This is a genomic window from Kitasatospora sp. NPDC059160, from assembly GCF_042755465.1.
Lineage (GTDB): Bacteria > Actinomycetota > Actinomycetes > Streptomycetales > Streptomycetaceae > Kitasatospora.
On sequence record NZ_JBHZCN010000012.1, the window covers coordinates 16,317 to 42,039 of the forward strand.

General features: G+C 71.2%; 27 protein-coding genes, 1 tRNA gene and 1 pseudogene. 16 read left to right on the forward strand and 13 right to left on the reverse strand.

Annotated elements, in window-relative coordinates; translation table 11 throughout:
• Window positions 1–899: 899 nt before the first annotated feature.
• From ACFXOZ_RS07320 to ACFXOZ_RS07335, 4 genes are all read right to left on the reverse strand, one after another.
• Entirely contained in the window at window positions 900–1,529 is a 630-nt protein-coding gene (locus ACFXOZ_RS07320; RefSeq protein ID WP_380588227.1) for a hypothetical protein, read from the reverse strand.
• A gap of 443 nt (window positions 1,530–1,972) precedes the next feature.
• Window positions 1,973–2,797, reverse strand: coding sequence for a protein phosphatase 2C domain-containing protein (locus ACFXOZ_RS07325; protein ID WP_380588230.1), 825 nt, complete (start codon window positions 2,795–2,797; stop codon window positions 1,973–1,975).
• A gap of 4 nt (window positions 2,798–2,801) precedes the next feature.
• Window positions 2,802–3,644, reverse strand: coding sequence for a sigma factor-like helix-turn-helix DNA-binding protein (locus ACFXOZ_RS07330; protein WP_363648594.1), 843 nt, complete (start codon window positions 3,642–3,644; stop codon window positions 2,802–2,804).
• Window positions 3,645–3,788: 144 nt separating this feature from the next.
• Window positions 3,789–4,220, reverse strand: coding sequence for an ATP-binding protein (locus tag ACFXOZ_RS07335; protein WP_380588233.1), 432 nt, complete (start codon window positions 4,218–4,220; stop codon window positions 3,789–3,791).
• 115 nt (window positions 4,221–4,335) lie between these two features.
• Between ACFXOZ_RS07335 and ACFXOZ_RS07340 the strand changes: the two genes are divergently transcribed.
• The 8 genes and pseudogenes from ACFXOZ_RS07340 (at window position 4,336) to xerC (ending at window position 10,710) form a co-directional block, all read left to right on the forward strand.
• Window positions 4,336–5,106, forward strand: coding sequence for a GntR family transcriptional regulator (locus ACFXOZ_RS07340; RefSeq protein ID WP_380588236.1), 771 nt, complete (start codon window positions 4,336–4,338; stop codon window positions 5,104–5,106).
• 181 nt (window positions 5,107–5,287) lie between these two features.
• A complete protein-coding gene (locus tag ACFXOZ_RS07345) occupies window positions 5,288–5,683 on the forward strand; it encodes a plasmid replication, integration and excision activator (RefSeq protein WP_380588239.1) in 396 nt (131 codons plus the stop codon).
• A 100-nt stretch (window positions 5,684–5,783) separates the two neighbouring features.
• A complete protein-coding gene (locus ACFXOZ_RS07350) occupies window positions 5,784–7,355 on the forward strand; it encodes an FtsK/SpoIIIE domain-containing protein (RefSeq protein WP_380588242.1) in 1,572 nt (523 codons plus the stop codon).
• On the forward strand, window positions 7,352–7,546 hold the full coding sequence (locus ACFXOZ_RS07355) for a hypothetical protein (protein WP_380588245.1): 195 nt from the start codon (window positions 7,352–7,354) through the stop codon (window positions 7,544–7,546). The genes ACFXOZ_RS07350 and ACFXOZ_RS07355 overlap by 4 nt, the downstream gene beginning before the upstream one ends.
• Window positions 7,547–7,560: 14 nt before the next feature.
• Window positions 7,561–7,767, forward strand: a complete 207-nt coding sequence (locus ACFXOZ_RS07360; RefSeq protein ID WP_380588248.1) for a hypothetical protein — start codon at window positions 7,561–7,563, stop codon at window positions 7,765–7,767.
• Window positions 7,764–9,362: a replication initiator gene (locus tag ACFXOZ_RS07365; RefSeq protein ID WP_380588251.1), complete on the forward strand. Its 1,599-nt coding sequence runs from the start codon at window positions 7,764–7,766 to the stop codon at window positions 9,360–9,362. The genes ACFXOZ_RS07360 and ACFXOZ_RS07365 overlap by 4 nt, the downstream gene beginning before the upstream one ends.
• Window positions 9,344–9,526, forward strand: a complete 183-nt coding sequence (locus tag ACFXOZ_RS07370; protein ID WP_380588254.1) for a helix-turn-helix domain-containing protein — start codon at window positions 9,344–9,346, stop codon at window positions 9,524–9,526. The genes ACFXOZ_RS07365 and ACFXOZ_RS07370 overlap by 19 nt, the downstream gene beginning before the upstream one ends.
• A pseudogene (gene xerC / locus ACFXOZ_RS07375) lies at window positions 9,526–10,710 on the forward strand (tyrosine recombinase XerC). Before ACFXOZ_RS07370 ends, xerC begins: the two are co-directional and overlap by 1 nt.
• Window positions 10,711–10,787: 77 nt before the next feature.
• On the opposite strand, the gene ACFXOZ_RS07380 reads toward xerC, so the two are convergent.
• The 3 genes from ACFXOZ_RS07380 to ACFXOZ_RS07390 form a co-directional block, all read right to left on the reverse strand.
• Window positions 10,788–10,861 (reverse strand) — tRNA-Pro (locus tag ACFXOZ_RS07380).
• A gap of 100 nt (window positions 10,862–10,961) precedes the next feature.
• The gene (locus ACFXOZ_RS07385) at window positions 10,962–11,906 is read right to left on the reverse strand and encodes a metallophosphoesterase (protein ID WP_375887655.1); all 945 of its coding nucleotides are present in this window, start codon (window positions 11,904–11,906) and stop codon (window positions 10,962–10,964) included.
• A 24-nt stretch (window positions 11,907–11,930) separates the two neighbouring features.
• On the reverse strand, window positions 11,931–12,665 hold the full coding sequence (locus tag ACFXOZ_RS07390; protein ID WP_380588257.1) for a CGNR zinc finger domain-containing protein: 735 nt from the start codon (window positions 12,663–12,665) through the stop codon (window positions 11,931–11,933).
• 141 nt (window positions 12,666–12,806) lie between these two features.
• Between ACFXOZ_RS07390 and ACFXOZ_RS07395 the strand changes: the two genes are divergently transcribed.
• On the forward strand, window positions 12,807–13,259 hold the full coding sequence (locus ACFXOZ_RS07395) for a GatB/YqeY domain-containing protein (RefSeq protein ID WP_375887651.1): 453 nt from the start codon (window positions 12,807–12,809) through the stop codon (window positions 13,257–13,259).
• Window positions 13,260–13,415: 156 nt separating this feature from the next.
• Here the strand turns inward: ACFXOZ_RS07395 and ACFXOZ_RS07400 are convergent, their stop codons facing one another.
• The gene (locus tag ACFXOZ_RS07400) at window positions 13,416–15,659 is read right to left on the reverse strand and encodes a transglycosylase domain-containing protein (protein WP_380588260.1); all 2,244 of its coding nucleotides are present in this window, start codon (window positions 15,657–15,659) and stop codon (window positions 13,416–13,418) included.
• A gap of 504 nt (window positions 15,660–16,163) precedes the next feature.
• Here ACFXOZ_RS07400 and ACFXOZ_RS07405 point away from each other — a divergent pair.
• Complete coding sequence (locus ACFXOZ_RS07405) at window positions 16,164–16,487, forward strand: WhiB family transcriptional regulator (RefSeq protein WP_033333275.1); 324 nt, start codon at window positions 16,164–16,166, stop codon at window positions 16,485–16,487.
• A gap of 174 nt (window positions 16,488–16,661) precedes the next feature.
• Here the strand turns inward: ACFXOZ_RS07405 and ACFXOZ_RS07410 are convergent, their stop codons facing one another.
• Window positions 16,662–17,903, reverse strand: a complete 1,242-nt coding sequence (locus ACFXOZ_RS07410; RefSeq protein WP_380588263.1) for an ArsA family ATPase — start codon at window positions 17,901–17,903, stop codon at window positions 16,662–16,664.
• On the reverse strand, window positions 17,900–18,973 hold the full coding sequence (locus tag ACFXOZ_RS07415; RefSeq protein WP_380588266.1) for an ArsA-related P-loop ATPase: 1,074 nt from the start codon (window positions 18,971–18,973) through the stop codon (window positions 17,900–17,902). Before ACFXOZ_RS07415 ends, ACFXOZ_RS07410 begins: the two co-directional genes overlap by 4 nt.
• Window positions 18,974–19,322: 349 nt before the next feature.
• On the opposite strand from ACFXOZ_RS07415, the gene ACFXOZ_RS07420 reads away from it, so the two are divergent.
• The 5 genes from ACFXOZ_RS07420 (at window position 19,323) to ACFXOZ_RS07440 (ending at window position 22,076) form a co-directional block, all read left to right on the forward strand.
• Window positions 19,323–19,481 carry a DUF4177 domain-containing protein gene (locus ACFXOZ_RS07420; protein WP_094743074.1) on the forward strand — a complete coding sequence of 53 codons (159 nt, stop codon included), beginning with the start codon at window positions 19,323–19,325 and terminating at the stop codon, window positions 19,479–19,481.
• The gene (locus tag ACFXOZ_RS07425; RefSeq protein ID WP_360227042.1) at window positions 19,478–19,945 is read left to right on the forward strand and encodes a RidA family protein; all 468 of its coding nucleotides are present in this window, start codon (window positions 19,478–19,480) and stop codon (window positions 19,943–19,945) included. The genes ACFXOZ_RS07420 and ACFXOZ_RS07425 overlap by 4 nt, the downstream gene beginning before the upstream one ends.
• Before the next feature lie 69 nt (window positions 19,946–20,014).
• Window positions 20,015–20,884, forward strand: a complete 870-nt coding sequence (locus ACFXOZ_RS07430; protein WP_380527169.1) for an NUDIX hydrolase — start codon at window positions 20,015–20,017, stop codon at window positions 20,882–20,884.
• 144 nt (window positions 20,885–21,028) lie between these two features.
• Window positions 21,029–21,202, forward strand: coding sequence for a hypothetical protein (locus ACFXOZ_RS07435; protein ID WP_375887636.1), 174 nt, complete (start codon window positions 21,029–21,031; stop codon window positions 21,200–21,202).
• Window positions 21,203–21,242: 40 nt separating this feature from the next.
• Window positions 21,243–22,076 carry an MBL fold metallo-hydrolase gene (locus tag ACFXOZ_RS07440; protein ID WP_375887634.1) on the forward strand — a complete coding sequence of 278 codons (834 nt, stop codon included), beginning with the start codon at window positions 21,243–21,245 and terminating at the stop codon, window positions 22,074–22,076.
• Between the two features lie 102 nt (window positions 22,077–22,178).
• On the opposite strand, the gene ACFXOZ_RS07445 is transcribed toward ACFXOZ_RS07440, so the two are convergent.
• The gene (locus ACFXOZ_RS07445) at window positions 22,179–22,853 is read right to left on the reverse strand and encodes a Crp/Fnr family transcriptional regulator (protein WP_030288117.1); all 675 of its coding nucleotides are present in this window, start codon (window positions 22,851–22,853) and stop codon (window positions 22,179–22,181) included.
• A gap of 152 nt (window positions 22,854–23,005) precedes the next feature.
• Window positions 23,006–24,043, reverse strand: a complete 1,038-nt coding sequence (locus ACFXOZ_RS07450) for a DUF5937 family protein (protein WP_380527166.1) — start codon at window positions 24,041–24,043, stop codon at window positions 23,006–23,008.
• Window positions 24,044–24,155: 112 nt separating this feature from the next.
• On the opposite strand from ACFXOZ_RS07450, the gene ACFXOZ_RS07455 reads away from it, so the two are divergent.
• Window positions 24,156–24,974, forward strand: coding sequence for an isocitrate lyase/phosphoenolpyruvate mutase family protein (locus ACFXOZ_RS07455; protein ID WP_380527164.1), 819 nt, complete (start codon window positions 24,156–24,158; stop codon window positions 24,972–24,974).
• Between the two features lie 67 nt (window positions 24,975–25,041).
• Here ACFXOZ_RS07455 and ACFXOZ_RS07460 read toward each other — a convergent pair whose 3' ends face one another.
• A complete protein-coding gene (locus tag ACFXOZ_RS07460; protein ID WP_380588269.1) occupies window positions 25,042–25,692 on the reverse strand; it encodes an RraA family protein in 651 nt (216 codons plus the stop codon).
• Window positions 25,693–25,723 lie beyond the last annotated feature (31 nt).

The window sequence follows — 25,723 nt, forward strand, 5'->3', positions numbered from 1 at the left end:
GTGCGCACCCGTTGTAGCGCAGTTAGACACTCAGCCCCGCGCTGGCTCCGCTGCCGTTCGAGGGGTCGCCCAACTACCACGTTGGCCGGAGAGGCGTCGACTCCGCAGGCCCGCAGTCAGGGCCGTTCGCTCGGTTCCCAACATCAACGCCACGATGCCGGCCACGGCCGACAACGCGGTTGGAATCGAGTCGGATGGCACCCGGAGCACGATCACGATGACGATAACGGCGGCTGGCCAGAACTGCGGGATCGGGGTTGACACATACGGTGGGGTTCGAGTCAGACTCACGCTGGTGCCTCCTGGGCATCGGCCCGCTTGTACCCGATGCGGCCAAGCTGGAGGGTACAAGCGGGCTTTGTTCGGTGGCAGGACGTTCCCTGCCGACGACGGACGCTAGCAATGCCACGACCCAAGGGTCCCGGCGTGCGATGTATTCCAGCTCGTCCAACAAGGGGAAACGGATGTGAAACGTGCCGCACTTTGTGCTGACCTTTGTGTTGCCTTGGTATAGCCTGGTCTGCCCTTGTATAGGCGTCTGACCTGCGTTGATTATCGATATGGGCAGAACGTCTATCGAAGTGGGCATTGACTGGGGCGGCAAGGGAATCCCAGGATGGGAAACCCACAGGAAGTCTCCGGCAAATCGGGCACCGAAACTCGGCCGGATCTGGGCTGTGTGGGTGCCGGGATCTTGGTGATCCGAACCTACGGGGCCTCTGCCGGAGCATGAGCGGGGGAGGTTCACTGGGGGCGAAGCCTAATGTCGCCCCTGCTCTGGGGTGCTTGCGTTCCCCAATCGGTCACAGCTTCGATCGGTGAACCGCCGATGACTGTGGCGTACTGGCTGGACCCACCTTTTGGGATTTCCGAAGGGTACGGCTTCCGGCCGCCTGCCATCACTGTGGATCGGCCTCGATCTCCCCAGTAACCGAGTTCTGCCCCGGTAGTACTCGATCCGTCGCGGTTTCCGCGTCAGGGTTCATGCCGAGTGCCCGCATGGCCGTGATCGCATTCAGGCGGTCCCTAAGTCGTGGATCGTCAACTCGATCGATTAAACCCTGGGCACGTTCCAGACTGTGGTCATCATCGATCTTCTTATCAAGGCGGTCGGCTTGCTCCGTCAAGTGCTTCCGGGCTCTGTTGGCGTGAACAGCAAGCGCCCCGCCGCCAGTGGTAATCAAGGCGCCCGTGAGGCTTGTGATCAACGGCAGGTAGCCAAGGCCTGGATCACCCGCATGCACCAGAGCGAGCACGCCACCAGCCAGGATGATCAATGCTCCACCGGTCATGAAGGCGACGCTGAGCCGGAAGGTCGTCTCGGAGTGCCGCAATGCCTGTCGGAAGAACTCAAAGTAGAGGCCCTGCCGCTGACTTGCCAACGAACCTGTGGCAGAGCGGTGAGTTGCCGACAAAGAGTATGTGTTGATCTGGACATCTCCGGAGATCGACCCACCAGTGATCACCACGTTCGCGATCTCGGAGGGCGTCTCTTCTTCGCCAGTATCACTGCTTTGATCGTCTGCCACTGGGCCCCCATCCCAAGCCGGTGCACGGCATCCTCAGAGTAGCTCTGTTGCAGCTGAGTTGAGCACTTGCAAGAAAGCTTAGGCACAAGGGCGGTGGAGCGGTTTTGGCCGGTGTCCTGTCCGGCCTGGGGTCGGGCATGATCGGGGGGCCGTAAGCTGCTGCGACTCGGTCAGGGCTTTTGGGCCTGACCGCAGTTTGGCCGAGTGGCCCCCCGGTCTTGCTCGACGCGGGTCCCTGGCCGGGGAGGTGGGTAAAACCGCGGAGCCGCCCGCCCCAGCCACCCTGCTGCCCCTGTCCGGGCGGTCGCGCCGGGACCGGGCGCCAGCCCGCACGCCCGGCGTCGGCCGCCCGGGGCGGGGCAGCGGCGCGCGCAGGGCGCGCGCCCTTGACCTAGTAGAGCGGAATTCGGCAGTGACTCCAGTACGGCTTCGGGGCTCGCGTCCTACAACGTGACGGTGGCTACGGCGGCGTCGTCGTGAGCCTTGCCGCGGGGCCAGCGCTGGCCGTTGATGTCGCTGAGTTCGGCAGTGCGGACTTCCCGGATGAGCGCGGCCGGCCCGTGGTCGCGGATGAGCTTCAAAGCCTCGGTCCAGTCGGCGAGGTGGAAGCGGTCGACCAGACGGGAGGCGCCGTCGCTGAGCATGGTGAAGCCGGTGACGTCGGCACGCGGGACGCTCCCGGTGAGGGCTGCGTACGCGGCGGCGGGATCGGCGGTGGCAACCCAGAAGCCGTCCTGCTGGTTGCGGTGGGCGCGCATGGCCTCGACGTAGCCGCGGAGGGCATCGGCGTGCTCGGGTGTACCGGTGGGCACGGCGTCCATGGAGCCCCGGAGCGCTGCGCCGACCTGGGCTTCGCGGTCGTCGGTGATGGTGGCTGGGCCGGCGGCGGGGTCGGTGTGTTCGAGGAGCAGGGTGGAGTCGGCGAGCACCAGGTACTCCAGATCCTGGCCAGTGAGGCGGACCGCGATGACGGTGGCGGACGGTGTGCCGGGGTGGGTGAGGTCGCACTCGGGGTGCAGTGCCGCGGTGGTGGTGATGGCGTCCGCGAGGCAGTCGGTCAGTGCCCGGTCGGGCTGGTTGGTCACGCTCGCAAGGAGGTTGACGCCGAGCCGAGCGACGAACCACGCCACGCCGTGGGCACAACCGCAGTCGGATCCGGGCGGGGTACCGGCGCCGTCGAGTAGGACGACGGCGCTCGGGCTGGCCGCGATGAAGTCCTCGTTGGGGCGGTCCAGGCGGGCGGGTTCGGTCGCGATCTCCAGGTGCACCTGGTCAGTCTGCCTCGTGCCGGTAGAACGGCGACAGTAGGCGGACGCGTACGGGTTCGTTGTCCTGCGGGTTGTAGTCCACGTTGAGCAGGACGGAGAACCGGTCGGTCCCTGCCTGCCGGTACAGGTCGGCAAGGTCGTTGACGATCAGGTGGACGACACCGAGGGTGCCCTGGGGGTGGATGCCCGTAAGGACCATGATCAGGCCTTGGCCGTCGGGGCGCGGGAGTCGTCCGAGGTAGGCCACGTCCGAGTTGGTGCTGGGGTCGGAGTCCATCCCGGAGCGGTGGGCGATGCCGGTCTCACGGTCGCGGAGCGTCCAGGGCCCGTCCTCGGCGCGCTCGAAGCAGATCGACGGGTCCTGGGCCAGCACGCCGGCGACGTGGCTGGAGAGCCTGGGCCCGCAGATGACGATCATGTCCTCGCGGTTGAGGTCGATCTCACCGCCGATCGGCACATGCTCGAAGCTCGGCTCCAGCTTGTACGAGCGGGCGAGATCGCCGAGCCGCTGGGCGGCCGCGAAGTCCTCGGCGGCCAGGACCGGGCGGGAGTTGCCGGCTTCCTGCTTGAGCGGGGTGGCGATGATCAGCCGCGCGTTGCCCAGGAACGCACCTTCGGGCGCGGGGGCCGACTGCTTGAGCTGGTGGATCCGGCCTCGGGTGAGTCCGGCCTCGGCGGCGATCTGGGCGTAGGACATGCCCTGCTCGTGCAGCTCGGAGATCACCCGCTGCCGCAGCCGCGACAGCTCGGTGACCTCCTGCTGAGCCTCGGCAAGTCGGACGGTGGCCGCCCGGAGTAGCTCGAACGGATCCTTGATGGCGGCGATCCGCTGCGTTTCTCCCGCCATGTCTCCTCCGGTGTCTGCCCCAGTCAACGCAGAGTCTAGGGGGATAGACAGGATCAGCAAACGCAGGTGTCGGCCAGTTTGCTGTGAGTCGTGGGGCATCGCGGGATCTCCTGACGGCATTGAAAGCCGTCGTTGTATAGGGGGCTATACACCCCGTGAAATGGGCAAGCGGTTTTGAGTGTGGCTTTGTTCTTCTGCGGTGGATGTTAGCTCCGCCCACACGCACCTGAGGTCATCGCCGTCATTGTGCGCACCCCAGGAGTCGGCCACGGAGTCCACCAGCATGAGGCCCCGGCCGAAGTTGGAGAGTTCGTCGGGGGCCCGGTGGGCGGGGAAGCCGTCCCGACTGCCCTCGTCAGCGACCTCGATGCGAACGCAGGCCGGCGAGTACCGGAGCTCGACCCACACCGAGCCTCCCTGGCCGGACTTGCTGTGAAGGGCGGCGTTGGTGACCAACTCGGAGATGATCAGTTCGGCGTCCGCGGCCCTGGGGTCGTCGCCGAGCGCTTCGCGGACCAGCCTGCGAGCCGCACTCGCGGACTCGGGAACTCCCGGGAACTTGGCGATCCATGGCATGGGGGTACCCCTCTGCTTCTCTGTGGCACGATCGGCCAGACACGTAGCGTGAAGCTCGGATTCGAGCTTGAAAGCTCGGGTCCGAGGTTGTCAAGCTGATGTGAGAAAACGTGAGATGGAGGCGCTCGTGGGAGAGTTGGGGCGGCCGGCATACCTGCGACTGGCCGATGCCTTGCGCGCCGAGATCGTTTCGGGTGACCGGGCACCGGGTTCTCGGATACCGAGCATCGCGGAGCTGTGCCGTGACCACGGGCTTTCGGAACAGCCAGTCCGACAGGCGCTCCGGGTCCTTACTGCCGAGGGGTTGATCGAGGGGCGTCCGGGCTCGGGGACGTACGTGCGCGTTCGGCCGGTGCCGGCGCGGATGGCACGTGGGCGCTACCAGGTCACCGGAAGTCCGTTTGCCGCGGAGAGCCGTGCGCGCGGCGTTGAGCCTTCGTGGTCCTGCGACTCGCAGAAGACCTACGCGACCGCTTCGCTCGCTCTTCGACTCGGCATCGCGGAAGGCGATCCGGTGATGCAGAGCCAGCACCTCTTCCGGGCTGACGGCGCGCCGGCCCAACTCGCCACCAGCTGGGAGCCGATGGCCGTTATCGGGGGCACGGCCGTGGTGCTGCCCGAGATGGGACCGATGGCCGGACTGGGCGTGGTGGCACGAATGGCCGGCGTCGGCATCGCGGTCACGCGGGTGGCCGAGGACGTGTCCGCGCGGCCGGTCCTTGAAATCGAGGCGGATCCGCTCGGCATCCCGCTGGGCTCCACCGTGCTCGCAATAGAACGTACGCACTGGGCAGGCGAACTGGCAGTCGAAACGGCAGACATCGTGCTTGCCGCCGACCACTTCCGACTGTCGTACGAGATCGACATCCCGCCCCATAAGCCCTGATCAGCCCCGATCTGCCGTCGATGCCGCATCGCGCGGCCGTGACACGCCGTCAAGATCTTTGTATATCCCCCTAGACAACGTCCTCCTCGATGCCTACCTTGTTGTCTACCCCCCTAGACGGCACTCTCGGGGCGGTCGGCCTTCGACTGTCTAGGGGGGGTAGACGTGAGGAGAGGTCTTCATGGCCATCCGTGGTGCGATCCCCGTCCGCTTCGAGGACGTGTTCCCCGCCGGCGCCTTCGCCGTCTCCGTCGAGCCGGTCGCGGACTTCGAGGCGAGCAAGAGCGGTGCGAAGGTCCAGGCGCGCGACAAGGCGACCGGGCAGCCCCTGTGGGTCATCTCGGTGGTCGACCCGGACCCGGAGGCGCGCGACACCTCCGCGCGGGTCAAGGTCGTGGCCCCCGTGCTGCCGGTCCTGCCGGACGCCGCGCCGGGCCTGCCGTTCCGGCCGGTCGAGTTCGACGGCCTGACGGTCACCGCCTACGTCAACAACAGCGGCCGGGTCGCGTACTCGCTCAAGGCCACCGGCGTCCGGGCGCCCGCCGCGAACCGGTCCTCGGCAAAGTCCGCGGCCTGATCTGGCGCTTCAAGTCCCGTTGTACAAACGGAAGTTGGTTCGCGCGCCGGGGCGGGGTCACCCCAACCGCAACCACATGTGAGATGAGGCGAAACCCGTCATGTCCAAGTTGAGCAACCGCAACGTCACGACCGCGCTCCTCACCCTGCTCGCGGCCTGGATCGGCTACTCCAGGGCCTCGACCTACCTCGGTCCGACCGGCGGACGGCTGGCCATCGTGCTCTACATCTCCGGTCCCGTCGGCTGGCTGGCGTACCGGACGAACTCTCTGCGTTGGCGCATCCGACGCGGCTGGCCGGAGCTGAGCTACGCCCTGGGGCTTTGGCAGCAGGCACCGCTTCCCCGCTTCGATGCCGCGTACGAATATGTCTGGCCGCGCATCGCTCGGGTGCGCAAGCACCCTGGCGGCCTGGACGTCCTCATCGGGCTGCTGCCCGGGCAGATCCCCGAGCAAGTCGCACAGCACGCGCTCGGGATCGCGCACGCCTGGCGCGTTCACCGGGTGGAGGTGACCAGTCCGCGGCGCGGGGCCGTGGTGCTGCGGGCCTGGACATCCGATCCACTCGCGCGGCCGTTCACGGTAACGGGCCAGGCTCCCAAGCCTGTTCGGCTCTCGCTCCGCGGCCGGCTGAGGGGGTGGTTCAGCCGGGTCCGGTCGCTGGCGGGCCGGTGTCGGTTTCGCCTTCGTCGCTTGGCGGGCGGAGCGCGGAAGGTCGCCGCATCGGCCTGGGCGGCTTCGGCACCTGATCTTCCGGACGCTCGTGGCGGCCTTGAAGCTGTCGCGCCGAGCGGGACGGCTGCTCGCGGAGCTGGCGGCGGAAGCGGAGCTGAGGCCGAACCGCTGGTCCAAGTCCAGTGGCGGTCGGTAGAGATCGGCACCTGCGAGGACGGCGAGCCCTGGCGGCTGCGGCTGCACGGCACGCACGTCCTGGTGGCCGGGGTCACCGGTTCCGGCAAGGGCTCGATCCTGTGGGGCGTGGTCCGCCGACTGCTCCCCGCGGTGTCCGAAGGCCTGGTGCAGATCTGGGCGCTGGACCCCAAGCGCATGGAACTGTCCTTCGGCGCAGGCCTGTTCACCAAGTACGCCAGCGACCCCGAGCACATGGTCGAGCTACTCGAAGAGGCCGTCGACCGGATGCAGGAACGCGCCCTGTCCTTCGCCGGCCGCCTCCGTGCCCACATCCCCACCCTCGCTTCGCCGTTCGTCGTCATCCTCGCCGACGAACTCGCCTTCCTCACGGCCTACCAGCCGGATCGGGACCTCCGTCGCCGTGCCGAGGCGGCCATCGCCACCCTGACCAGTCAGGGTCGTTCGGTCGGCTTCTGCTTCGTCGGCGCGATCCAGGACCCGCGCAAGGAGGTCATGAACCTCCGCAACCTGTTCCCGGACCGGATCGCTCTGCGCGTGGACGAAGCCACCCAGGTGGACATGGTCCTCGGCAACGGCGCCCGCGACCGGGGCGCGTACGCGGACCTGATCTCGCCCGACCCCACGACCGGCGCGGGCGTCGGCTACGTCCGCAATGAAGGCAGTCCGACCCCGCTCCGCGTCCGGGCCGGCTATGTCTCCGACGCCGAGATCGAAGCCCTGGTCGCCCAGTACGGCGACAACTCCATCTACGCAGTGTCTAGCCCCCTGGACACTAACCCCGAAGGTGGTGCTCGCCCGTGATCGTCACCGGCTCCTTCGTCCTCTTCCTCGGCGCCCTGATCGCGGTCCTTCTCCGCCACAAGGCCCTGAAGGTCACCCACCTGATCCTCTGCGGCGTCTTCGGCTTCCTCCTCGCCGAGACGGGCGCCGCGTCCCTGATCAACAACCTGCTCGCCTGGCTGGCGAAGACCGTCACCACCATCCACCCCTGACCGGAGGTACCGCCATGACCGACAACCGTCTCCCCAGCGCCGCCAACTACCCCGTCCCCACGCCGAAGGACGGCCAGGACCCGCGCTTCACCCGCGGCATGCTGTTCGACATCGCCCGCCGGATCGAGGACGCTGGCTACCCGCCCATCAACACCGGCCGCGACCTGGTCCGCCTGATGGAGGCCCTCTACACCTTCTGCTACTCGGAAGACCGCCGATGAGCGGCTCCACCGGCTCCACCCGCGCGGAACGGGCCCGGATGCCCCTGGCCCGTTCCGTGCTCCGCCAAGTCGCCGAGGAACACGGCGTCTGCGTCCGGCCGGTGGCCGTCCGCCGCACCGACGTCGTCACCGGCCACACCGAGGTCGTCGACATCCCGTGCGGCGCCACCCGCGCCAGCCTCTGCCCGAGCTGCGCCGAACGGAAGCGCCGCCTGCGGGCCGCCCAGTGCCGCGAAGGCTGGCACCTCACCGAGGAACCCGCCCTCGAACCCGACCCCGCCACCGACGCTCAGCAGTACCTCACCGAACTCCGAGCCGACCTGACCAAGGCGCAAGCTGCGGCCGCCGGCCCGGAGGCCGACGAACTCACCTCGCTCCTCGCCGAGATCGACACCGAACTCGCCGACAGCGGAGTACGCGGCTCCCTCGCCCCGGCTCCGGCCGCCCGCCGGGTCCGCTCCACCCGGCGCCGCCAGGACAGCCCCGACCTGCCCCGGCGCCCGGTGGAGAACCGCACCCTCGGCAAGGCCTACACCACCCCGGACGGCAAGACCTTCCGCCCGTCGCTCTTCCTGACCCTCACCCTGCCCTCATACGGACGCGTCCGCGGCGACGGCACCCCCGTCGACCCGACCACGTACGACTACCGCCGGGCCGCCCGCGACGCCCTCCACTTCCCCAAGCTCATCGACCGGTTCATCCAGAACCTCCGCCGCTTCGTCGGCTACGACGTCCAGTACTTCGCCGTCGTAGAGCCTCAGCGCCGCCTCGCGCCGCACCTGCACCTCGCCCTACGCGGCACCATCTCGCGCGCCGAGCTGCGCCAGGTCGTCACCGCCACCTACCACCAGGTCTGGTGGCCGAGCACCGACCAGCCACTCCACACTCCCGAGACCGCGCCGACCTGGTCGCCCGAACCCGGCGCCTTCACCGACCCGGCCACCGGTGAACCGCTCCCCACCTGGGACGCAGCACTCGACCGCCTCGACACCGACCCCGACGCAGAGCCCCTGCATGTGCTCCGCTTCGGACCCCAACTCGACGCCCAGGGTGTCCTCGTCGGCTCCCCGCAGGCCGCCCGCTGCGTCCGGTACCTGACCAAGTACCTCACCAAGTCCGTCGCCGAGTGCCACACCCCGGCCGGCGAATCCGAGACCGGCCACGTCGACCGCCTCGCCACCGAACTCCGCTACGAACCCTGCTCGCCGACCTGCGCGAACTGGCTCCTCTACGGCCTCCAGCCCAAGAACGCCCACCCCGGCCTACGCCCCGGCGCCTGCCGCTCCCGCGCCCACAAGCGCGAACACCTCGGCTACGGCGGCCGCCGCGTCCTGGTCTCCCGCAAATGGTCCGGCAAGACCCTCACGGACCACCGCGCCGAACGCCGCGCCTGGGTCCTGGAAGTCCTCGGCGACACCGCCAATCGAACCGAGCCCAACCGCTACGTCTGGGAGCCCGTCCGCCCCGGCGACCCCGACATGTCCCCCCTCGCCACCCGCCTCCTGCGCGCCGTCGCCGAACGCGTCCGCTGGCGCCAAGCGCTGGACGAAGCCCTGACCCGATCGGAAGGAGTGCCATGTCCGACGACGACCTGATGACCGTCCGCGAGGTGATGGCCCGGCTGAAGCTCGGGCGCTCGGCGGTCTATGACCTGATCCGTTCCAAGCGGCTCCGCTCGATCACGATCGGGCGCGCTCGCCGCATCCCGTACGGCGCCTACCGCGCCTTCGTGGCCTCCCAGTTGAAGGAGACGGCCTGATGGCCCAGAAGAACCCCAGTACCGCCCGCCGCAGTAGGGGAGACGGGGGCCTCCACTGGGACGAGAAGCGCCAGCGCTGGATCGCTACCGCCAGCCTCGGCTTCGACCCGAGCGGCAAGCGCATCATGAAGCGCGGCAGCGGCAAGACCAAGACCGAGGCGAAGAACAAGCTGAAGGAAGTCCTGAGGGATCACGAAGACGGCTTGGCAATCGCGCCCACCAACTACACCGTGGCGAACGCGGTGGACGACTGGCTGACGTACGGCCTGGCGGGCCGGGACGAAGAGACCGTGAAGACCCTGGCCATCCTCAGCCGGACGCACGTGATCCCAAGTCTCGGCGCCCGTAAGCTGCGCGACCTGAGTGCGGAGGACGTCGACCGGTGGTTGGCCGACAAGTCCAAGTCCCTGAGCACGCGGACCTTGCAGGGCCTCCGCTCCTGCCTGAACCGGGCCGTCAAGCGCGCCATGGCCCGGGACAAGGTCAAGCGCAACGTGGTCGAGCTGTGCTCCGTCCCCACCGGTCAGCCCGGCCGGCCGTCGAAGGCGCTGACGTTCGCTCAGGCGGAGGCGGTCCTGAAAGCGGCCTAGAAGACCTCCATGTGCGCCTACGTCGTGGTCTCCCTACTCACGGGTGCTCGGACGGAGGAACTTCGGGCGCTGACCTGGGACCACGTCTTCCTGAAGGGCCAGTCCGAGACGACTCCACCGGTCCCGCCCCACATCGCCGTATGGCGGTCGGTTCGGGCCGGCGGCGACACCAAGACCCGCAAGTCCCGGAGGACGCTCGCGCTCCCTGCCCGGTGTGTCGAAGCGCTCTGGGATCACTGGGTCGATCAGGGCTGGGATCGCCTCGCCGCTGGCGACAAGTGGGAGGAGAACAACCTGGTCTTCCACTCCGCGGTCGGCACCGAGCTGGACCCGTCCCACGTCCGCCGGGCCTTCCGCGCCGCCATCACCAAGGCCGAGGGGGTGAACGCCGCCGAGTGGACGCCGCGTGAGCTGCGCCACAGCTTCGTGTCCCTGCTCTCGGACAGCGGCGTGCCCCTGGAGGAGATCTCCCGATTGGTCGGGCACTCCAGTACGTCGGTCACGGAGGAGGTCTACCGGAAGCAGATCCGCCCGGTGATCCAGACCGGTGCGACGGTCATGGACGACATCTTCAAGCAAGGCACTGAGGCTTAGTCACTCAGTTAGTAGCGCAGAACGAGGGAGGGCCCTACCGGATTTCTCCGGCAGGGCCCTTACCTGCAACTACTGGGTCGGGGTGGCGGGATTTGAACCCACGGCCTCTTCGTCCCGAACGAAGCGCGCTACCAAGCTGCGCCACACCCCGGTCATTCTGTTTGTCGCTCCGTCTCCTTCGCGACGAGTAGAACTCTACCGGACGCTCGCCGAGACACGAAATCCGGTTTCGGGCGGGCGTCCGGTCGGGGTCAGCGGGGGGCCGGGGTGAGGGTGAGGAGGGTGGCTTCCGGGGGGCAGGCGAAGCGGATCGGGGTGTAGCGGTTGGTGCCGCAGCCGGCGGAGACGTGGAGGTAGGAGCGGTGGCCGCCGGCCTTGTGGGTGGAGAGGCCCTTGACCCGGCGGGTGTCGAGGTCGCAGTTGGTGACCAGGGCGCCGTAGAAGGGGATGCAGAGCTGGCCGCCGTGGGTGTGGCCGGCCAGGATCAGCGGGTAGCGGTCGGCGGTGAAGGCGTCGAGGACGCGCAGGTAGGGGGCGTGCACGACGGCGAGGGAGAGGTCGGCGTCGGCGGAGGGGCCGCCGGCGACGGCGGCGTAGCGGTCGCGGCGGATGTGCGGGTCGTCGAGGCCGGTGAACTCGAGGTCGAGGCCGTTGACGGTGAGGCGGCCGCGGGTGTTGGTCAGGTCGAGCCAGCCGGCCGCGTCGAAGCCGTCGCGGAGCTTCTCCCAGGGGTTGTGCACGGCGCCGCTGATGCCGCGGTTGCCGGTGCCGTCGGGGTTGTTCATGCCGTGGACGCCGCTGCGCATGGCCTGGAGGTAGCGGGCGGGGTTCTTGCGGGCCGGCCCGTAGTAGTCGTTGGAGCCGAAGACGTAGACGCCGGGGAAGTCCATCAGCGGCCCGAGGGCGTCGAGGGTGGCGGGGACGCCGAGCGGGTCGGAGAGGTTGTCGCCGGTGTTGACCACGAGGTCGGGGCGCAGGCCGGCGAGGCTCTGCAGCCAGCGCTGCTTCTTGCCCTGCCCGGCCACCATGTGGATGTCGGACACCTGGAGGACCCGGAGGGGCTTGGCACCGTGGGGCAGGACGGGGACCTCGACGCGGCGGAGCCGGAAGGCACGTACCTCGTACCCGACGGAGTAGGCGAGGCAGGCGGCGCCGGCAGCGGCGACACCGAGGGGGACGGAGTACAGCGGTCGCATCAGCCCATGCTCTCAGACGGTGGATCAGCTGGTGAACGTCCGGTGGCGCGGTGCGGACACGGCCACCGTGACCTGCACCGGGTCGACCGGGGCAACCGGGGCAATCGGGTCGACCGGGGCAATCGGGTCGACCGGGGCGGTGGGGTCGGTGTCCCGGCGGGCGCGCAGGGCCCGGACCTTGTTGCGGTTGCCGCAGCGCTCCATCGAGCACCAGCGCCGCCGTCCGGGCCGCGAGGTGTCGACGAAGAGCAGCCGGCAGTCGTGCGCCCGGCATTCCCGGATCCGGTCGGCGTGCGGGCCGGTGAGCAGGGCGATGGCGTCCCGGGCGAGAGTGGAGACGAGCTGGGCGCCGTCGGCGGGCAGCGGGGCGGCCGCGGTGCCGTCCGGGGCGATCCGGGGGACGAGCGGGGGGTGGGCGGCGGCCCGGTTGAGGGCGGCGCGGTCCGCGGGGTCGCCGGGGCGGCCGTGGGCGCGGTCGGCGGCCAGGCGCCAGAGGGCGTCGCGCAGGGTGCGGGCGGCGCCGAGCTGGCCTTCGGTGATCCGTACGGTGCCGGCGGGCAGCCGCAGCCGAGAGCGTGTGAGCCAGTCGGTGAGGTCGGACGGGCGGTGCAGCACTTCGAACCGGGCGTAGGGGCCGGGGCCGCCGGTGGTGAGCAGTTCCAGGCAGAGGGCGCCGGGGTCGAAGTGGAAGCGGGCGCCGGCGGCTGTGGTGAGGACCAGGCCGGTCGGGTGTTCCGCTGCGCCGTCTCCGTCGGTCATGTAACCAGGGTAGGTGGTTACGGACCCGGCGGTCGCGGCCGACCGTTGACGGCGGTGCTTGACGGCAGCCGTTGACGGCAAGCGTTGACGGCAGTCGTTAATGGCAAGCGACGGAACGCCCCAGGTGGGAGACTCGGGCCCATGACGACGCTCAAGGCGCAGCTGCAGGAGGACCTCACGGCTGCCATCAAGGACCGGGACGAGTTGCACTCGTCCACCATCCGGCTCACGCTTTCCGCCGTCACCAGCGAGGAGGTGGCGGGCAAGGAGAAGCGCGAGCTGTCCGACGCCGAGGTGCTGAAGGTGATCACCCGCGAGGCGAAGAAGCGCCGCGAGGCGGCCGAGGCCTTCGACCAGGCCGGCCGGGTGGAGCAGGCCGCGCGCGAGCGCGCCGAGGGCGAGGTGCTGGCGGGTTACCTGCCGAAGCAGCTCTCGGACGAGGAGCTGGCCGCGATCGTGGCCGCCGCCGTGGCCGAGAGCGGGGCGAGCGGTCCGCAGGCGATGGGCGCCGTGATGAAGCTGGTGAAGCCGAAGGTGGACGGTCTGGCCGAGGGCGGCCGGGTGGCGGCCGCGGTGAAGGCCGCGCTGCTCTGAGCTGCACGTCACCGCCGCCGTCACCGCCGCCGCCGTCACCGTCGCCGCTGCCGCCGCAGTGACGGCCGTACCGCCGACACCGACACGGCGAAGGGGCGCCCTCCGGAAGATTCGGAGGGCGCCCCTTCGCCGTCGTACCGGGCGGTGCCGGGTCGGTCAGTGCCTGCCGCCGTTGCCATTGCCGTTACCGCCCCCGCCGATCATGCCCGGCGGGAGGGTGAACCCTCCCCCTATCACCCCACCGGGGTTGCCGGGGTTCCCGCCGCCCGGTGCGGGCGGCGGCGGGTTCTGGGCGCCCGGCTGCTGGGCGTTCGGGTCGGTCGTCGGGCTGGCGCCCGCCGGCGGGGTGGCCGGCTGGGGGTCCGGGATGTTGGTGGTCTGGATGGACTCCAGCGGCGAGCCCTTGAGCGCCTGGTTCATGGCCATCTGCCAGATCGGGCCGGGGCCGTCGGCGCCGAACACCTCGTCGAAGTGCTTGCCGCCGATGTTGATGTTCTTCATCTTGACGCCGCCGGCGGGGCCGCCGAGCCAGACCGCGGTGGCCAGCGACGGGGTGTAGCCGTCGAACCAGGCGGCCTTCTTCTCGTCGGTGGTACCGGTCTTGCCGGCGATCTTGCGGCCGTCGTCGAGGCCGAGGGCGGCCGCGGTGCCCTTCTCGGTCACGTTGAGCAGGACGGTGTTGAGCGAGTCCGCGGTCGACTCGGAGAAGGCCTGGCTGCACTGGGACTGCGGGACCTTGAGGTCCTTGCCGTCCACCGTGGTGATCTTGTTGATCGCGATCGGGGTGCAGTACTTGCCGCGGGCGGCGAAGGTCGCGTAGACGTTCGCCATGGTCAGCGGGGAGAGCTCCAGGGTGCCGAGGACCATCGAGGGCACCTCCTGGAACTGGTCGCCCTTCGCCGACTGGGTGATGCCCAGCTTGTTGGCCATCTGCTTCATCGCGCAGAGGCCGACCTGCTGCTCCATCTGCACGAAGTACGTGTTGACCGAGAGCGCCATGGCCTGCTTGAGCTCGTACGGGCCGACCTCGCCGGTCGACTCGTTCTTCACCGTGGCCTTGGGCTTGTCGGTGTTCTTCCAGGTGCTGTTACAGGTCGACATCTGGGGGTAGTCGATCTTGTTCTCGGACGGGAACGACTGGGTGTTCGACATCCCCGCCTCCAGCGCCGCCGCGGCGAGGATCGGCTTGAAGGTCGAACCGGTCTGGAAGCCGTTGCCGCCGCCCATCGAGGCGTCGACGTTGAGGTTGACGACGGTCTGGTTCTTGTTCGGGTCCAGGCCGTACGGGCGGGTCTGGGCCATCGCCAGGATCTTGCCGGTGCCGGGCTCCATCATGGTCGCCGCGGCCGACACCTGGTCGGTCACGTTGACCTTCTTGGTGACGGCGTTCTGGGCGGCGGCCTGCTTGTCCGGGTCCAGCGTGGTGTAGATGTTCAGGCCGCCGGTGTCCCACAGCTTCTTGCGGTCGTCGGCGTTCTTGCCGAAGGCCGGGTCCTGCTTGACCACGTGGCGCACGTAGTCGCAGAAGAAGCCCATGCCCGCCTGGGCGGTGATGCAGCCGTTCTGCGGGTCCTTGTACTTGAGACCCAGCGGGGCGGCCTTCGCCTCGGCCGCCTGCTGGGGGGTGATGTGCTTGTTCTCCAGCATCTTGTCGATGACGACGTTGCGGCGCTTCACCGTGTTGTCGGGGTAGCGCACCGGGTCGTACTGCGACGGGTTCTGGACCACGCCGGCGAGGGTGGCGGCCTCGGCGACGGTCAGGTCCTTGTTGCTCTTGCTGAAGTAGCGCTGGGACGCGGCCTCGACCCCGTAGGCCTGGTGGCCGTAGAAGGTGATGTTGAGGTAGTTGGTGAGGATCTGATCCTTGGTCAGGTCCTCCTCCAGCTTGATCGCGACCTTGAGCTCCTGGATCTTGCGGCCCAGGGTCTTGCGCTGCGCCTCCAGGACGGCCGCCTGGTCGTCGCCGGCCTTCTCCACGTTGACGTTCTTGACGTACTGCTGGGTCAGCGTGGAGGCGCCCTGGGAGGCGGTGCCGCTCTCCGCGTTCTTGCCGACGGCGCGCAGGACGCCCTTGAGGTCGACGGCGCCGTGCTCGTAGAAGCGGGCGTCCTCGATGTCCACCTGGGCGTGCCGCATGAAGGGCGACATCTGGTCGGCGGTGAGGACGGTGCGGTCGCGCTCGTAGACCTTGGCGATCAGGCCGCCCTTGGCGTCGAAGATCTGGGTCGCCTGGGTGAGCGGCGGGGTCTTGAAGTCGTCGGGGATGTTCTGGAAGCTCTCCGCCGTGTCCTTGGCGGTCAGGCCCATGGCACCGACGGCAGGCAGGGCGAGGCCTGCCAGCAGGACTCCGGAGAGCACGCTGACGCCCAGGAACTTCACGCCGTTGCCGACGTGGTCCATCGGTGATCCGCCGCTCTTGCGTCGCGGAGCTCCGGGATTGCCTGGGGGCTGGGGTGCCGATGGGCGCTTCGGTGCCATGGGGAGAACCCTACGTCCCCGAATCCCGTACATCGGGGCAGGTGTTCGCCTAGGCTTGTCACAAGCTTGCGACAGCTTCGGTGCGTCAACATCGCTCACTCTTGTGAGTGCGGAGACTTGCCCGAATTGCTCACCCTTGTCCGGGTTTTGAGGCAGCTGTGGCCTGTTGTGTTCGAGTGAACGGTTGCGCTGCGTGACGGCGCCTGTGGCGAGAGTGGGGGCCTCACGGCTCGCAAGTGCCGCGACCTGCGATCACTCCAACGAGTGAGATGACAGATACCCATAGTCCGATCGGGTCATTCGAGATTGAGCCCGAAGGGGCTGTTGCAAGCAGTCCATCTTCCGTAACGTCCTCAACTGGCAACGGTGAATATGCCGTTGCCGCCGTGGGGGAGCCTCGAATCATCGGGAGAGGACGGCGCCGGCATGGGCTGGGTTGACGACTGGAGTGCGCAGGCCGCCTGCCGCACGAGTGATCCGGACGAACTGTTCGTCCAGGGGGCGGCACAGAACCGGGCGAAGGCGGTGTGCAGTGGGTGCCCCGTCCGGACGGAGTGCCTCGCGGACGCGCTGGACAACCGGGTGGAGTTCGGGGTGTGGGGCGGGATGACGGAACGCGAGCGCCGGGCGCTGCTGCGCCGCCGCCCGACGGTCATGTCGTGGCGGAGGCTGCTGGAGACCGCCCGCACCGAGTACGAGGAGTCCCTCGCGACCGGCGTGATACTGACGGACTACGCCCAGGCGGGCTGACCCGGGCCGCACCTCGCGGTCCGGGGCTCCCCCCGTTCCGGCCCGGACCACCCGGCCGGAGTGCCCGGACCACTCGGACCGACCCTTACCCGGCCAGGCCCCCACCCGGCCCGGACTGCGCCGCGCCCGGACTGCGTCGCGCCACCAGCCGGCCCCCACCGGCCCCGGCCCGGACTACGCCGCGCCGCTGAGCCGGCCCCCGATGGCCCGCAGCCCGTCCAGGTCGTGGACGTCACCCGGCAGCGCGGCCACCTCCACGATCGGCACGTCCGGGTACACCGAGACGAACCGGTCCCGGGTCCGCCGCTCGCGCCCCATGATCTGCATCCGCTCGGCGTGCAGCCGCAGCAGTCCGGCCGCCAGCAGCTCCGCCTCTGGCGAGGAGTGCTCCGAGCCGTTCTCCTCCAGGGCCTCGGCCGCCGCCAGCGCCCGCTCCGCGGTGAGCTGCGGCGCGCCCGTGCTGTGCACCCGGTTGAGCACCAGTCCGGCCAGCGGCATCCGGTCCGCGGCGAGCCGGTCCACGAAGTACGCCGCCTCGCGCAGCGCGTCCCGCTCCGGCGCCGCCACCACCAGGAACGCCGTGCCCGGCGCCTTCAACAGCTGGTAGGTGCGGTCGGCGCGCTCGCGGAAGCCGCCGAACATCGAGTCCATCGCGCTGACGAAGGTCTGTACGTCGGTGAGCAGCTGGGCGCCGAAGATCTTGCCCAGGGTGCCGGTGAGTAGGCCCATCCCGGCGTTGAGGAAGCGCATCGCGCTGCGGCCGCCGACCTTGGCGGGCGCGGTCAGGATCCGGATCACCCGGCCGTCCAGGAAGGACCCGAGCCGGTTGGGGGCGTCCAGGAAGTCCAGTGCCGAGCGGGACGGCGGGGTGTCCACGACGATGAGGTCCCACTCCTCGGCGGCGCGCAGCTGCCCGAGTTTCTCCATCGCCATGTACTCCTGCGTGCCCGCGAAACCGGCCGACAGGGACTGGTAGAACGGGTTCTCCATGATCGCCTTGGCCCGTTCGGGCTCGGCGTGGGCCAGCACGACCTCGTCGAAGGTCCGCTTCATGTCGAGCATCATGGCGTGGAGCCGGCCGTCCCCGGCCACCCCCTTGACCACCCGGGGGGTGTTGTCCAGCTCGGTCAGACCCATGGACTGGGCCAGCCGCCGGGCCGGGTCGATGGTCAGCACCACGACCTTGCGGCCGCGCTCGGCGGCCCGCAGGCCGATCGCCGCGGCGGTGGTGGTCTTGCCGACGCCGCCGGAGCCGCAGCAGACGATGATCCGGGTCTTCGGGTCGTCGATCAGCTCGTCCACCGCGAGCCGGTTCCCGCCGTTGCCACCCCGGCCGACGCCACCACCACCCCGGCCGACGCCACCACCACCCCGGCCCTCGCTGCCGCCACCGCTGCCGCCGTTCGCCGGAGTCACGCCGCCCCCTGCCGCTTGAGTTCGCCCGCCAGCCGGTACAGCCCGCCGAGGTCCACGCCCTCGCCCAGCAAGGGGAGTTCGTACGTCGGGAGCCGCAGCTGCTGCAGGTCGGCCCGCTGCGCGCGCTCCAGTTCGACCCGCTCGGCGTGCTCCCTGGCCTGCTCCAGCAGCGGGTCGATCAGCGGCTCGACCGCCGCCCGGACCGTCTCCGCCTTGCGCGAGCGCCCGCCCAGCCCGGCCTCGCCGAGCGCCAGCGCGACCTCCTCGCGGTGGTCCCCGTCCACCGCGGCCACCGCGGCCGCGTCCAGCAGCGGGGGCCGGACCATGTTGACCATCACCCCGCCCACCGGGAGCTTCGCCTCGCGCAGTTCCGCGAAGCCGTCGACCGTCTCCTGCACCGGCATCTCCTCCAGCAGGGTGACCAGGTGCACCGCCGTCTCCGGGGACCGCAGCACCCGCATCACGGCCTGCGCCTGGGTGTGTATCGGGCCGATCCGGGCCAGCCCGGCGACCTCGGAGTTGACGTTCAGGAACCGGGTGATCCGCCCGGTCGGCGGGGCGTCCATCACCACCGCGTCGTAGCGCCGCCGCCCGTCCGGGCCCTTGCGGCGGGCCGCCTCGCAGGCCTTGCCGGTGAGCAGCACGTCCCGTACGCCGGGGGCGATGGTGGTGGCGAAGTCGACGAAGCCGACCTTCTGCAGCGCCTTGCCGGCCCGGCCGAGCTTGTAGAACATCTCCAGGTACTCGAGCAGCGCCAGCTCGGTGTCGATCGCCAGTGCGAGCACCTCGCCGGGCCCGCCCTCGCCGGCCGGCAGCCCCAGTTGGGGGCGGGAGACCGAGGCGATCCGGCGCTCCTCGTAGGGGAGGGCGGCGATCCCGAACAGCTCGGCGATGCCCTGCCGCCCCTCGACCTCGATCAGCAGCACCCGACCGCCGTCGGCGGCCAGGGCCAGCGCCAGCGCGGCGGCCAGCGTGGTCTTCCCGGTGCCGCCCTTGCCGCTGACCACGTGCAGCCGGACCCCCTCCCAGTCGGGGTCGCGCCGGGTCGCCTGGCCGGGGGTGCGTGCCACGCTGCGTCTCCGTCCGTCTCCGTCCCTGCGGGCGCCCCTCCTGCGGGGTGCCCCTGCCGAGGGGGCCGCTCGCGGACGAGGGCGCCCCTCCACGAGGGTGCCGCTCCGTACGGACGCCCCTCCCTGCGGGTGCCCCCTCGCGAGGACGCCCTCTCGCGAGGGTAACCAGGGAGCGCTCCCGATGCCCGGAGCACCTGGGGTGCCAGGACTGAATCATGCCCCCTTTGTGCTCCACCTCACACGCCGGTCGGCGAGGGCCCGTACGGCGGCCCGTACGGCGGCTGCGCGGCGGCCCGTACGGCGGCCCGGGCGGCGGCGATCGCCGGGACACCTCGTCTAGAGTCTGGCCATGACCAAGTGGGAATACATGACGGCGCCCCTGCTGGTGCACGCCACCAAGCAGATCCTGGACAACTTCGGCGAGGACGGCTGGGAGCTGGTCCAGGTCGTGCCCGGCCCGAACCCGGAGCAGCTGGTGGCCTACTTCAAGCGGGAGAAGAACGCATGAGCAAGGTCGAGTCGAAGCTCGCCGAGCTGGGCCTGACCCTGCCGCCGGTGGCCGCCCCGGTCGCCGCCTACGTGCCGGCCGTCCGGTCCGGTGAGTTCGTGTTCACCTCCGGCCAGCTGCCGGTCGTCGGCGGCAAGCTGGTGAGCACCGGCAAGGTCGGTGCCGAGGTGTCCCCGGAGGAGGCCAAGGAGCTCGCGCAGACCTGCGCGCTGAACGCCCTGGCCGCCGTGAAGTCGGTGATCGGCGACCTGGACCTGATCGAGCAGGTCGTGAAGGTGGTCGGCTTCGTCGCCTCCGCCCCCGACTTCATCGGCCAGCCCGCCGTGATCAACGGTGCCAGCGAACTGCTCGGCACCGTGCTGGGCGAGGCCGGTGTGCACGCCCGCAGCGCCGTCGGCGTCGCGGTGCTGCCGCTGGACGCCCCGGTCGAGGTCGAGCTCCAGGTGCGCGTCAAGAGCGCCTGACCCCGAGCGTGATCACGAAGGCGGGGTCGGGCCTGTCCAACCCCGCCTTCGTGCGCTTAGCATCCGGGCATGGACCATCGAGCAACGACGCTCCCGATGCCGCCCGGCTGGCCTGCCCGGATCCGGGCGGTCGACTCCGGCCTGCTCACCCCGGCGGTGGCCAGACCCGCCGCGACGGTCGTGCTGCTGCGCGACGCCGCCGACGGGCCGGAGGCCTACCTGCTGCGCCGCCGCACCTCGATGGCCTTCGCGGCCGGGATGTACGCCTACCCGGGCGGCGGGGTGGACCCGCGGGACGCCGAGGTCGAGACCGGCTGGGCCGGGCCCTCGCCCGAGGAGTGGGCGCAGCGGCTCGGGGTGGACGCCCGGACGGCGCGGGCGGTGGTCTGCGCGGCGGTGCGCGAGACCTTCGAGGAGGCCGGCGTGCTGTTGGCCGGACCGGACCCGGAGAGCGTCGCCGCGCCGCGCGACTGGTCCGCGGAGCGGGCCGCGCTGGAGGCGCACGAGCTGTCCTTCGCCGAGTTCCTGCGGGACCACGGCCTGGTGCTGCGCAGTGACCTGCTGGGCGGCTGGGCCCGCTGGATCACCCCGGAGTTCGAGGAGCGGCGCTACGACACCTGGTTCTTCGTCGCCGCCCTGCCGGCCGGGCAGCGCGCGGCGCTGGAGGTCGGCGAGGCCGACCGGGTCGCCTGGCTGACGCCCGCCGAGGCGGTCCGGGGGCACCGGGAGGGCCGGTTCGGCATGCTGCCGCCGACGGTCACGGTGCTGCGGGAGCTGTCGTCGGTGCGGACCGCCGCCGAGGCACTGGACGCGGCCGCCGACCGGGTGCTGGAGCCGGTGCTGGGCCGGGCCGAGGTCCGCGGCGACCGGATGACGGTCCGCTGGCCCGGGTACGACGAACTGACCATCGACGGGGAGTTCCCCGCCGAGGAATCCTGACCCCCCTCCGTACGAGGACCCCTCCGTACGGACCCCCTCGTACCAACCGTTGTACGAACCCCTCGTACGACCCTCGTACGACCCCTGGTACGAACCGTTGCACGACGACTTCGAGAGACGCCGACCGGAAAGGACCGACGACCGATGGACCACGACGATGTGGCTCGCCGGACGGCCCCCGAGCTGCCCGCCCGCCGAGTGATCCCCCGTTCCGCGGCCTGTGACGGTCCGGTCCCGTTCGTCGAGGTCGCCCAGCGCGCCCTCGTCCGGGCCCTGCCGCTGCGGGCCCTGCACCGCGGCCTGGAGGGCAACCGGTGAGCGGGCGGAGCGGGCGGATCGTCGAGGGGCGCGTGGCGGCATGAGCGGAGTCCTGCCGGGCGACCCCGCCGCGGTGGTGGGCGGGGAGGCCACCGCCCGGGCGCTGTGCGTGCTGGCGCCGAACCCGTCGCCGATGACCCTGGACGGCACCAACACCTGGCTGCTCTCCGAGCCCGGCTCGGACCTCGCGGTGGTGATCGACCCCGGCCCGCTGCACGAGGGCCACCTGCGCCGGGTGCTCGACCTCGCCGAGGAGCGCGGCAAGCGGATCGCGCTCACCCTGCTGACCCACGGCCACGCCGACCACTCCGAGGGCGCGGCCCGGTTCGCCGAGCTGACCGGCACCGAGGTGCGGGCCCTGGACCCGGCGCACCGGCTGGGCTCCGAGGGCCTGGTCGGCGGCCAGCGGCTGGACGTCGGCGGCCTCGACCTGCGGGTGGTCGCCACCCCCGGCCACACCTCGGACTCGCTGACCTTCCACCTGCCGGACGACGGCGCGGTCCTCACCGGGGACACCGTGCTCGGCCGTGGCACCACGATGGTCGCCCACCCGGACGGCCGGCTCGGGGACTACCTGGACTCGCTGCGCCACCTGCACACGATGGCCTCCGCGCACGGCGTGCGGACGGTGCTGCCCGGCCACGGGCCGGTGCTCGCGGACGCGCTGGGCGCGGTCGACTACTACCTGGCGCACCGGGCCACCCGGCTCGCCCAGGTGGAGACCGCGGTCGAGGCGGGCTGCCGGACGGCCGCCGAGGTGGTCGCCCGGGTCTACGCGGACGTGGACCGGGCGCTCTGGCCGGCCGCCGAGCTGTCGGTGCGGGCCCAGCTGGAGTACCTGGAGGACCACGGGCTGATCCCGGACCAGGGCTGACCCCGGTCCGGGACCTCACCGGCCCCGGACCGGTCCCGGACCGGTCGGGGAACGCCGAAGGGCCCGTCCGGCTCGGACGGGCCCTTCGCGGTGCTCGGAGCGTCAGCGCGAGCGGCGCGACAGCCGCTCGACGTCCAGCAGGACCACCGCGCGTGCCTCCAGCTTCAACCAGCCGCGGCCGGCGAAGTCGGCGAGCGCCTTGTTGACCGTCTCGCGGGAGGCGCCGACCAGCTGGGCCAGCTCCTCCTGGGTGAGGTCGTGGGCGACGTGGATGCCCTCCTCGGACTGCACGCCGAAGCGGCGGGAGAGGTCCAGCAGGGCCTTGGCGACACGCCCGGGCACGTCGGAGAAGACCAGGTCGGACATCACGTCGTTGGTCCGGCGCAGTCGGCGGGCGATGGCCCGCAGCAGCGCGATGGAGACCTCGGGGCGGGCGTGCAGCCAGGGCTGCAGGTCGCCGTGGCCGAGGCCGAGCAGCTTGACCTCGGTCAGCGCGCTGGCGGTGGCGGTGCGCGGGCCCGGGTCGAACAGCGACAGCTCGCCGATCATCTCGCTGGGGCCGAGCACGGCCAGCATGTTCTCGCGGCCGTCCGGCGAGGCACGGTGCAGCTTGACCTTGCCCTCGGCGACGACGTACAGCCGGTCGCCCGGGTCGCCCTCGTGGAACAGCGACTCACCACGGGCGAGGGTGACCTCGGTCATGGAAGCGCGCAGCTCGCCGGCCTGTTCGTCGTCGAGTGCCGCGAAGAGTGCGGCGCGCCGCAGAACGTCGTCCACGTGCTTCCTCCTTCTCGGCCGTCCGGCGGGTGGGCCGTCCGGCGCAAGTTCCGTTCAGTGTTCTGCATCACCAAGCATGGCGCATGTCGCTCCGATCATATGAGGAGGGGGTGTGTCCGGGTGTGCCGTGCGGGGCCATTCGTACCGGCGGGTCACGGGGCGGGGCGCCCGGCGGCGGCCGTCCGGTCGCCTTCCCGACCGTCCTGATCGAAGAGGGAGTCGCCCACGGCGGTGCGGGCGGAGAGGACGGCGTGCCCGGCCCGGTGGGCGCTGGTCAGGCCGGCCGTACGCAGGGCGGTGAGGTGCTGGGAGACCGCGGCCGGGGACAGTCCGGTCCGGCGGGCCAGCTCGGTGGTCGAGGCCGGGGAGTCCAGTTCGGCCAGCAGCCGGGCCCGGGAGCGGCCGAGGACGGCGGCCAGCGCGTCGGTGCGCGCGGCCGAGCCCGGGCGCTCCTCCCAGAGCGCGGCCGTGCCGCGCGCCGGGTAGACCAGCTGCGGCGGGTCCGGCGGCAGCACCCGGGTGAGCACCCGCGGCCAGGCGAAGGCCGAGGGGACCAGCAGCAGTCCGGCCGCGGCGTTCAGCCGGTTCACCGCGCAGTGGCGGTCCTCCAGCCGCAGTGCGGTGCCGTCCCAGCGGACCGTCCCGTGCAGGTCGTCCAGCATCCGCGCGCTGCCGTGCTCGGCGGCCTGCCGGGAGCGGTGGAAGACGTCCGCGGCCAGCAGCGCGCTGATCCGGGCCCAGTACGGGGCGAGCGCCAGCTCCCAGTACGCCTCGATCTCGGCGGCCAGCCGGGGCAGCTGGCCCGCCGGGTCGCGGTGCAGCGGTTCCAGGCCGGCGGGCAGCCTGCCGCCGGCCTCGGCGGCCAGGATGTCGAGGTCGGCGCGGACCTGCCCGGCGCCGGTCGCGGTGATCGCGGCCAGCTCCTCGGCGAGGGTGGTCGAGCAACCCGCCGGGGCGGGGTTGAGGAAGTCGGGCAGGTGGCCCTCGGGCGGGACCATCGCGGCCAGTCGTCCCCGGTCGAGTCCGGCGGCGACCAGCCGTCCGCGCACCTGGCCGGCCCAGCGGCGGTGCAGCGCGGGGACGGGGGAGCGGGCCAGGGCGCGCAGGCTGGTCACCACCTCCTGCATCGGGCTGACCGCGAACCGGGTCAGCGCCAAGTCCTGGGTGGAGAAGTGGAGTTCCGTCCGCACGCCGTGGCTCCCTTCGGAAGATTCGGCCCCAGCTTAATCACTGGTGGCGGGCCCGGAGCGGGGCGCAGGATGCCTGTGTTCCCACCGATCCGTACGAAAGCCGGTGACCACCATGTCCACCATCCCCGAGGCCCGCGAGCGGGCGCTGCGGCTGCGCGAACTCCTCGCGGAGGGCGTGCTCGTCCTGCCCAACGCCTGGGACGCGGGCAGCGCCGCGGTGATCGCCTCGGCCGGCGCCCGGGCCATCGCCACCACCAGCGGCGGCGTCTCCTGGTCGCTCGGACACGGCGACGGCCAGCGGATGGACCGGGCGGCAGCGGTCGCGGCGGCCCGCCGGGTCGTCGCCGCGGTGGACCTGCCGGTCACCGTCGATGCCGAGGGCGGCTACGGGCCGCTGCCCGCCGACGTGGCCGCGACCGTCACCGAACTGGTCGGCGCCGGCGCGGCCGGGGTCAACCTGGAGGACTCGACGGCCGTCGGCGGGCCGCTGTTCCCGGTGGCCGAGCAGGCCGAGCGGCTGCGCGCGGCCCGGACGGCGGCCGCGGCGGCCGGACTGCCCGAGCTGCTGGTCAACGCCCGGACCGACGTCTTCCTGTTCGGACTGGGCGGGCTCGACGACGTCCTGGACCGGGCCGAGGCCTACGCGCAGGCGGGCGCCGACGGCCTGTTCGTCCCCGGGCTGCTGGACCTCGACACCCTCACCGAGCTGTGCCGGCGCTCCCCGCTGCCGGTGAACGCGATGGCCGGGCCGGGCGGGCCGGCCGTCGCCGAGCTGGCCGCCACCGGGGTACGGCGGATCAGCGTCGGCACCGGCCTCGCCCAGGCCGCGTACACGGTGGCCCACCGGGCCGCCGTCGAGCTGCTCGGCGCCGGGACGCTGGCGGAGCTCGACGGGGCGCTCGGCTTCGGGGAGCTGAACGGGCTCTACTGACCCGCTACCGGTCGGTACGGGCCGTACGGGCCGTACGGGCCGTACGGGCCGTACAGCCCGTACCGGCCTACAGGCTCTGTGAGAGCTCAGCCCGTGAAGCCCAGCCCAGCCCGGCCAGGCTCTGCTCGATCCGGGCGCGGTGGGCGGCCTCCCAGTCGTCCAGGGTCTCGGCGGCCTCCTTGGCCAGCTTGGCCCGGGCCGCCTCCAGGACCGCCGTCCGCTCGGCGGCGGGCACCGCCACGACGCCCTCCTCGTCGGCCACCACGATGTCGCCGGGAGCCACCAGCACGCCGCCGCAGCGCACCGGGACGCCGTGGGCGCCCAGCTGCTTCTTGGCGCCGGGGATCGGGATGACGCCCCGGGCGACCACCGGGAAGCCCAGGTCGCGGACCTCGGCGAGATCCCGGATCAGGCCGTCGGTCACGAAGGCGGCGACGCCCCGGCGCTGGGCCACCGCGCAGACGTTGCCGCCGGCCAGCGCGTAGTCCAGGTCGCCGGACTCCACCACGATCACCGCGCCGGGCTCGGCCCGGTAGATCGCGGCGTGCAGCATCAGGTTGTCGCCGGGCGGGCACTGCACGGTGAAGGCCGGCCCGGCCACCCGGGGCATGCCCGCCCACAGCGGACGCAGTCCGATGTCCATGACCCGGGCGCGGCCCAGGACGTCGGCCAGGGTGGTGGTGGGAATGTCCGCGAAGTCCTTGAAGTCCCCGTCCATGCTTCCTCTTTCCTCGATCGTTCCCTCGATG

Excerpts from the sequence above, each read along its gene's own strand:
- ACFXOZ_RS07430 (WP_380527169.1), top strand. The coding sequence starts at position 20,015 with ATGGACCATCGAGCAACGACGCTCCCGATGCCGCCCGGCTGGCCTGCC.
- ACFXOZ_RS07385 (WP_375887655.1), bottom strand. The coding sequence starts at position 11,906 with ATGCGACCGCTGTACTCCGTCCCCCTCGGTGTCGCCGCTGCCGGCGCC.
- ACFXOZ_RS07370 (WP_380588254.1), top strand. The coding sequence starts at position 9,344 with ATGTCCGACGACGACCTGATGACCGTCCGCGAGGTGATGGCCCGGCTG.
- ACFXOZ_RS07440 (WP_375887634.1), top strand. The coding sequence starts at position 21,243 with ATGAGCGGAGTCCTGCCGGGCGACCCCGCCGCGGTGGTGGGCGGGGAG.
- ACFXOZ_RS07345 (WP_380588239.1), top strand. The coding sequence starts at position 5,288 with ATGGCCATCCGTGGTGCGATCCCCGTCCGCTTCGAGGACGTGTTCCCC.
- ACFXOZ_RS07330 (WP_363648594.1), bottom strand. The coding sequence starts at position 3,644 with ATGGCGGGAGAAACGCAGCGGATCGCCGCCATCAAGGATCCGTTCGAG.
- ACFXOZ_RS07425 (WP_360227042.1), top strand. The coding sequence starts at position 19,478 with ATGAGCAAGGTCGAGTCGAAGCTCGCCGAGCTGGGCCTGACCCTGCCG.
- ACFXOZ_RS07390 (WP_380588257.1), bottom strand. The coding sequence starts at position 12,665 with ATGACCGACGGAGACGGCGCAGCGGAACACCCGACCGGCCTGGTCCTC.
- ACFXOZ_RS07395 (WP_375887651.1), top strand. The coding sequence starts at position 12,807 with ATGACGACGCTCAAGGCGCAGCTGCAGGAGGACCTCACGGCTGCCATC.
- ACFXOZ_RS07400 (WP_380588260.1), bottom strand. The coding sequence starts at position 15,659 with ATGGACCACGTCGGCAACGGCGTGAAGTTCCTGGGCGTCAGCGTGCTC.
- ACFXOZ_RS07350 (WP_380588242.1), top strand. The coding sequence starts at position 5,784 with ATGTCCAAGTTGAGCAACCGCAACGTCACGACCGCGCTCCTCACCCTG.
- ACFXOZ_RS07460 (WP_380588269.1), bottom strand. The coding sequence starts at position 25,692 with ATGGACGGGGACTTCAAGGACTTCGCGGACATTCCCACCACCACCCTG.
- ACFXOZ_RS07340 (WP_380588236.1), top strand. The coding sequence starts at position 4,336 with ATGGAGGCGCTCGTGGGAGAGTTGGGGCGGCCGGCATACCTGCGACTG.
- ACFXOZ_RS07335 (WP_380588233.1), bottom strand. The coding sequence starts at position 4,220 with ATGCCATGGATCGCCAAGTTCCCGGGAGTTCCCGAGTCCGCGAGTGCG.
- ACFXOZ_RS07455 (WP_380527164.1), top strand. The coding sequence starts at position 24,156 with ATGTCCACCATCCCCGAGGCCCGCGAGCGGGCGCTGCGGCTGCGCGAA.
- ACFXOZ_RS07420 (WP_094743074.1), top strand. The coding sequence starts at position 19,323 with ATGACCAAGTGGGAATACATGACGGCGCCCCTGCTGGTGCACGCCACC.
- ACFXOZ_RS07435 (WP_375887636.1), top strand. The coding sequence starts at position 21,029 with ATGGACCACGACGATGTGGCTCGCCGGACGGCCCCCGAGCTGCCCGCC.
- ACFXOZ_RS07365 (WP_380588251.1), top strand. The coding sequence starts at position 7,764 with ATGAGCGGCTCCACCGGCTCCACCCGCGCGGAACGGGCCCGGATGCCC.
- ACFXOZ_RS07405 (WP_033333275.1), top strand. The coding sequence starts at position 16,164 with ATGGGCTGGGTTGACGACTGGAGTGCGCAGGCCGCCTGCCGCACGAGT.
- ACFXOZ_RS07360 (WP_380588248.1), top strand. The coding sequence starts at position 7,561 with ATGACCGACAACCGTCTCCCCAGCGCCGCCAACTACCCCGTCCCCACG.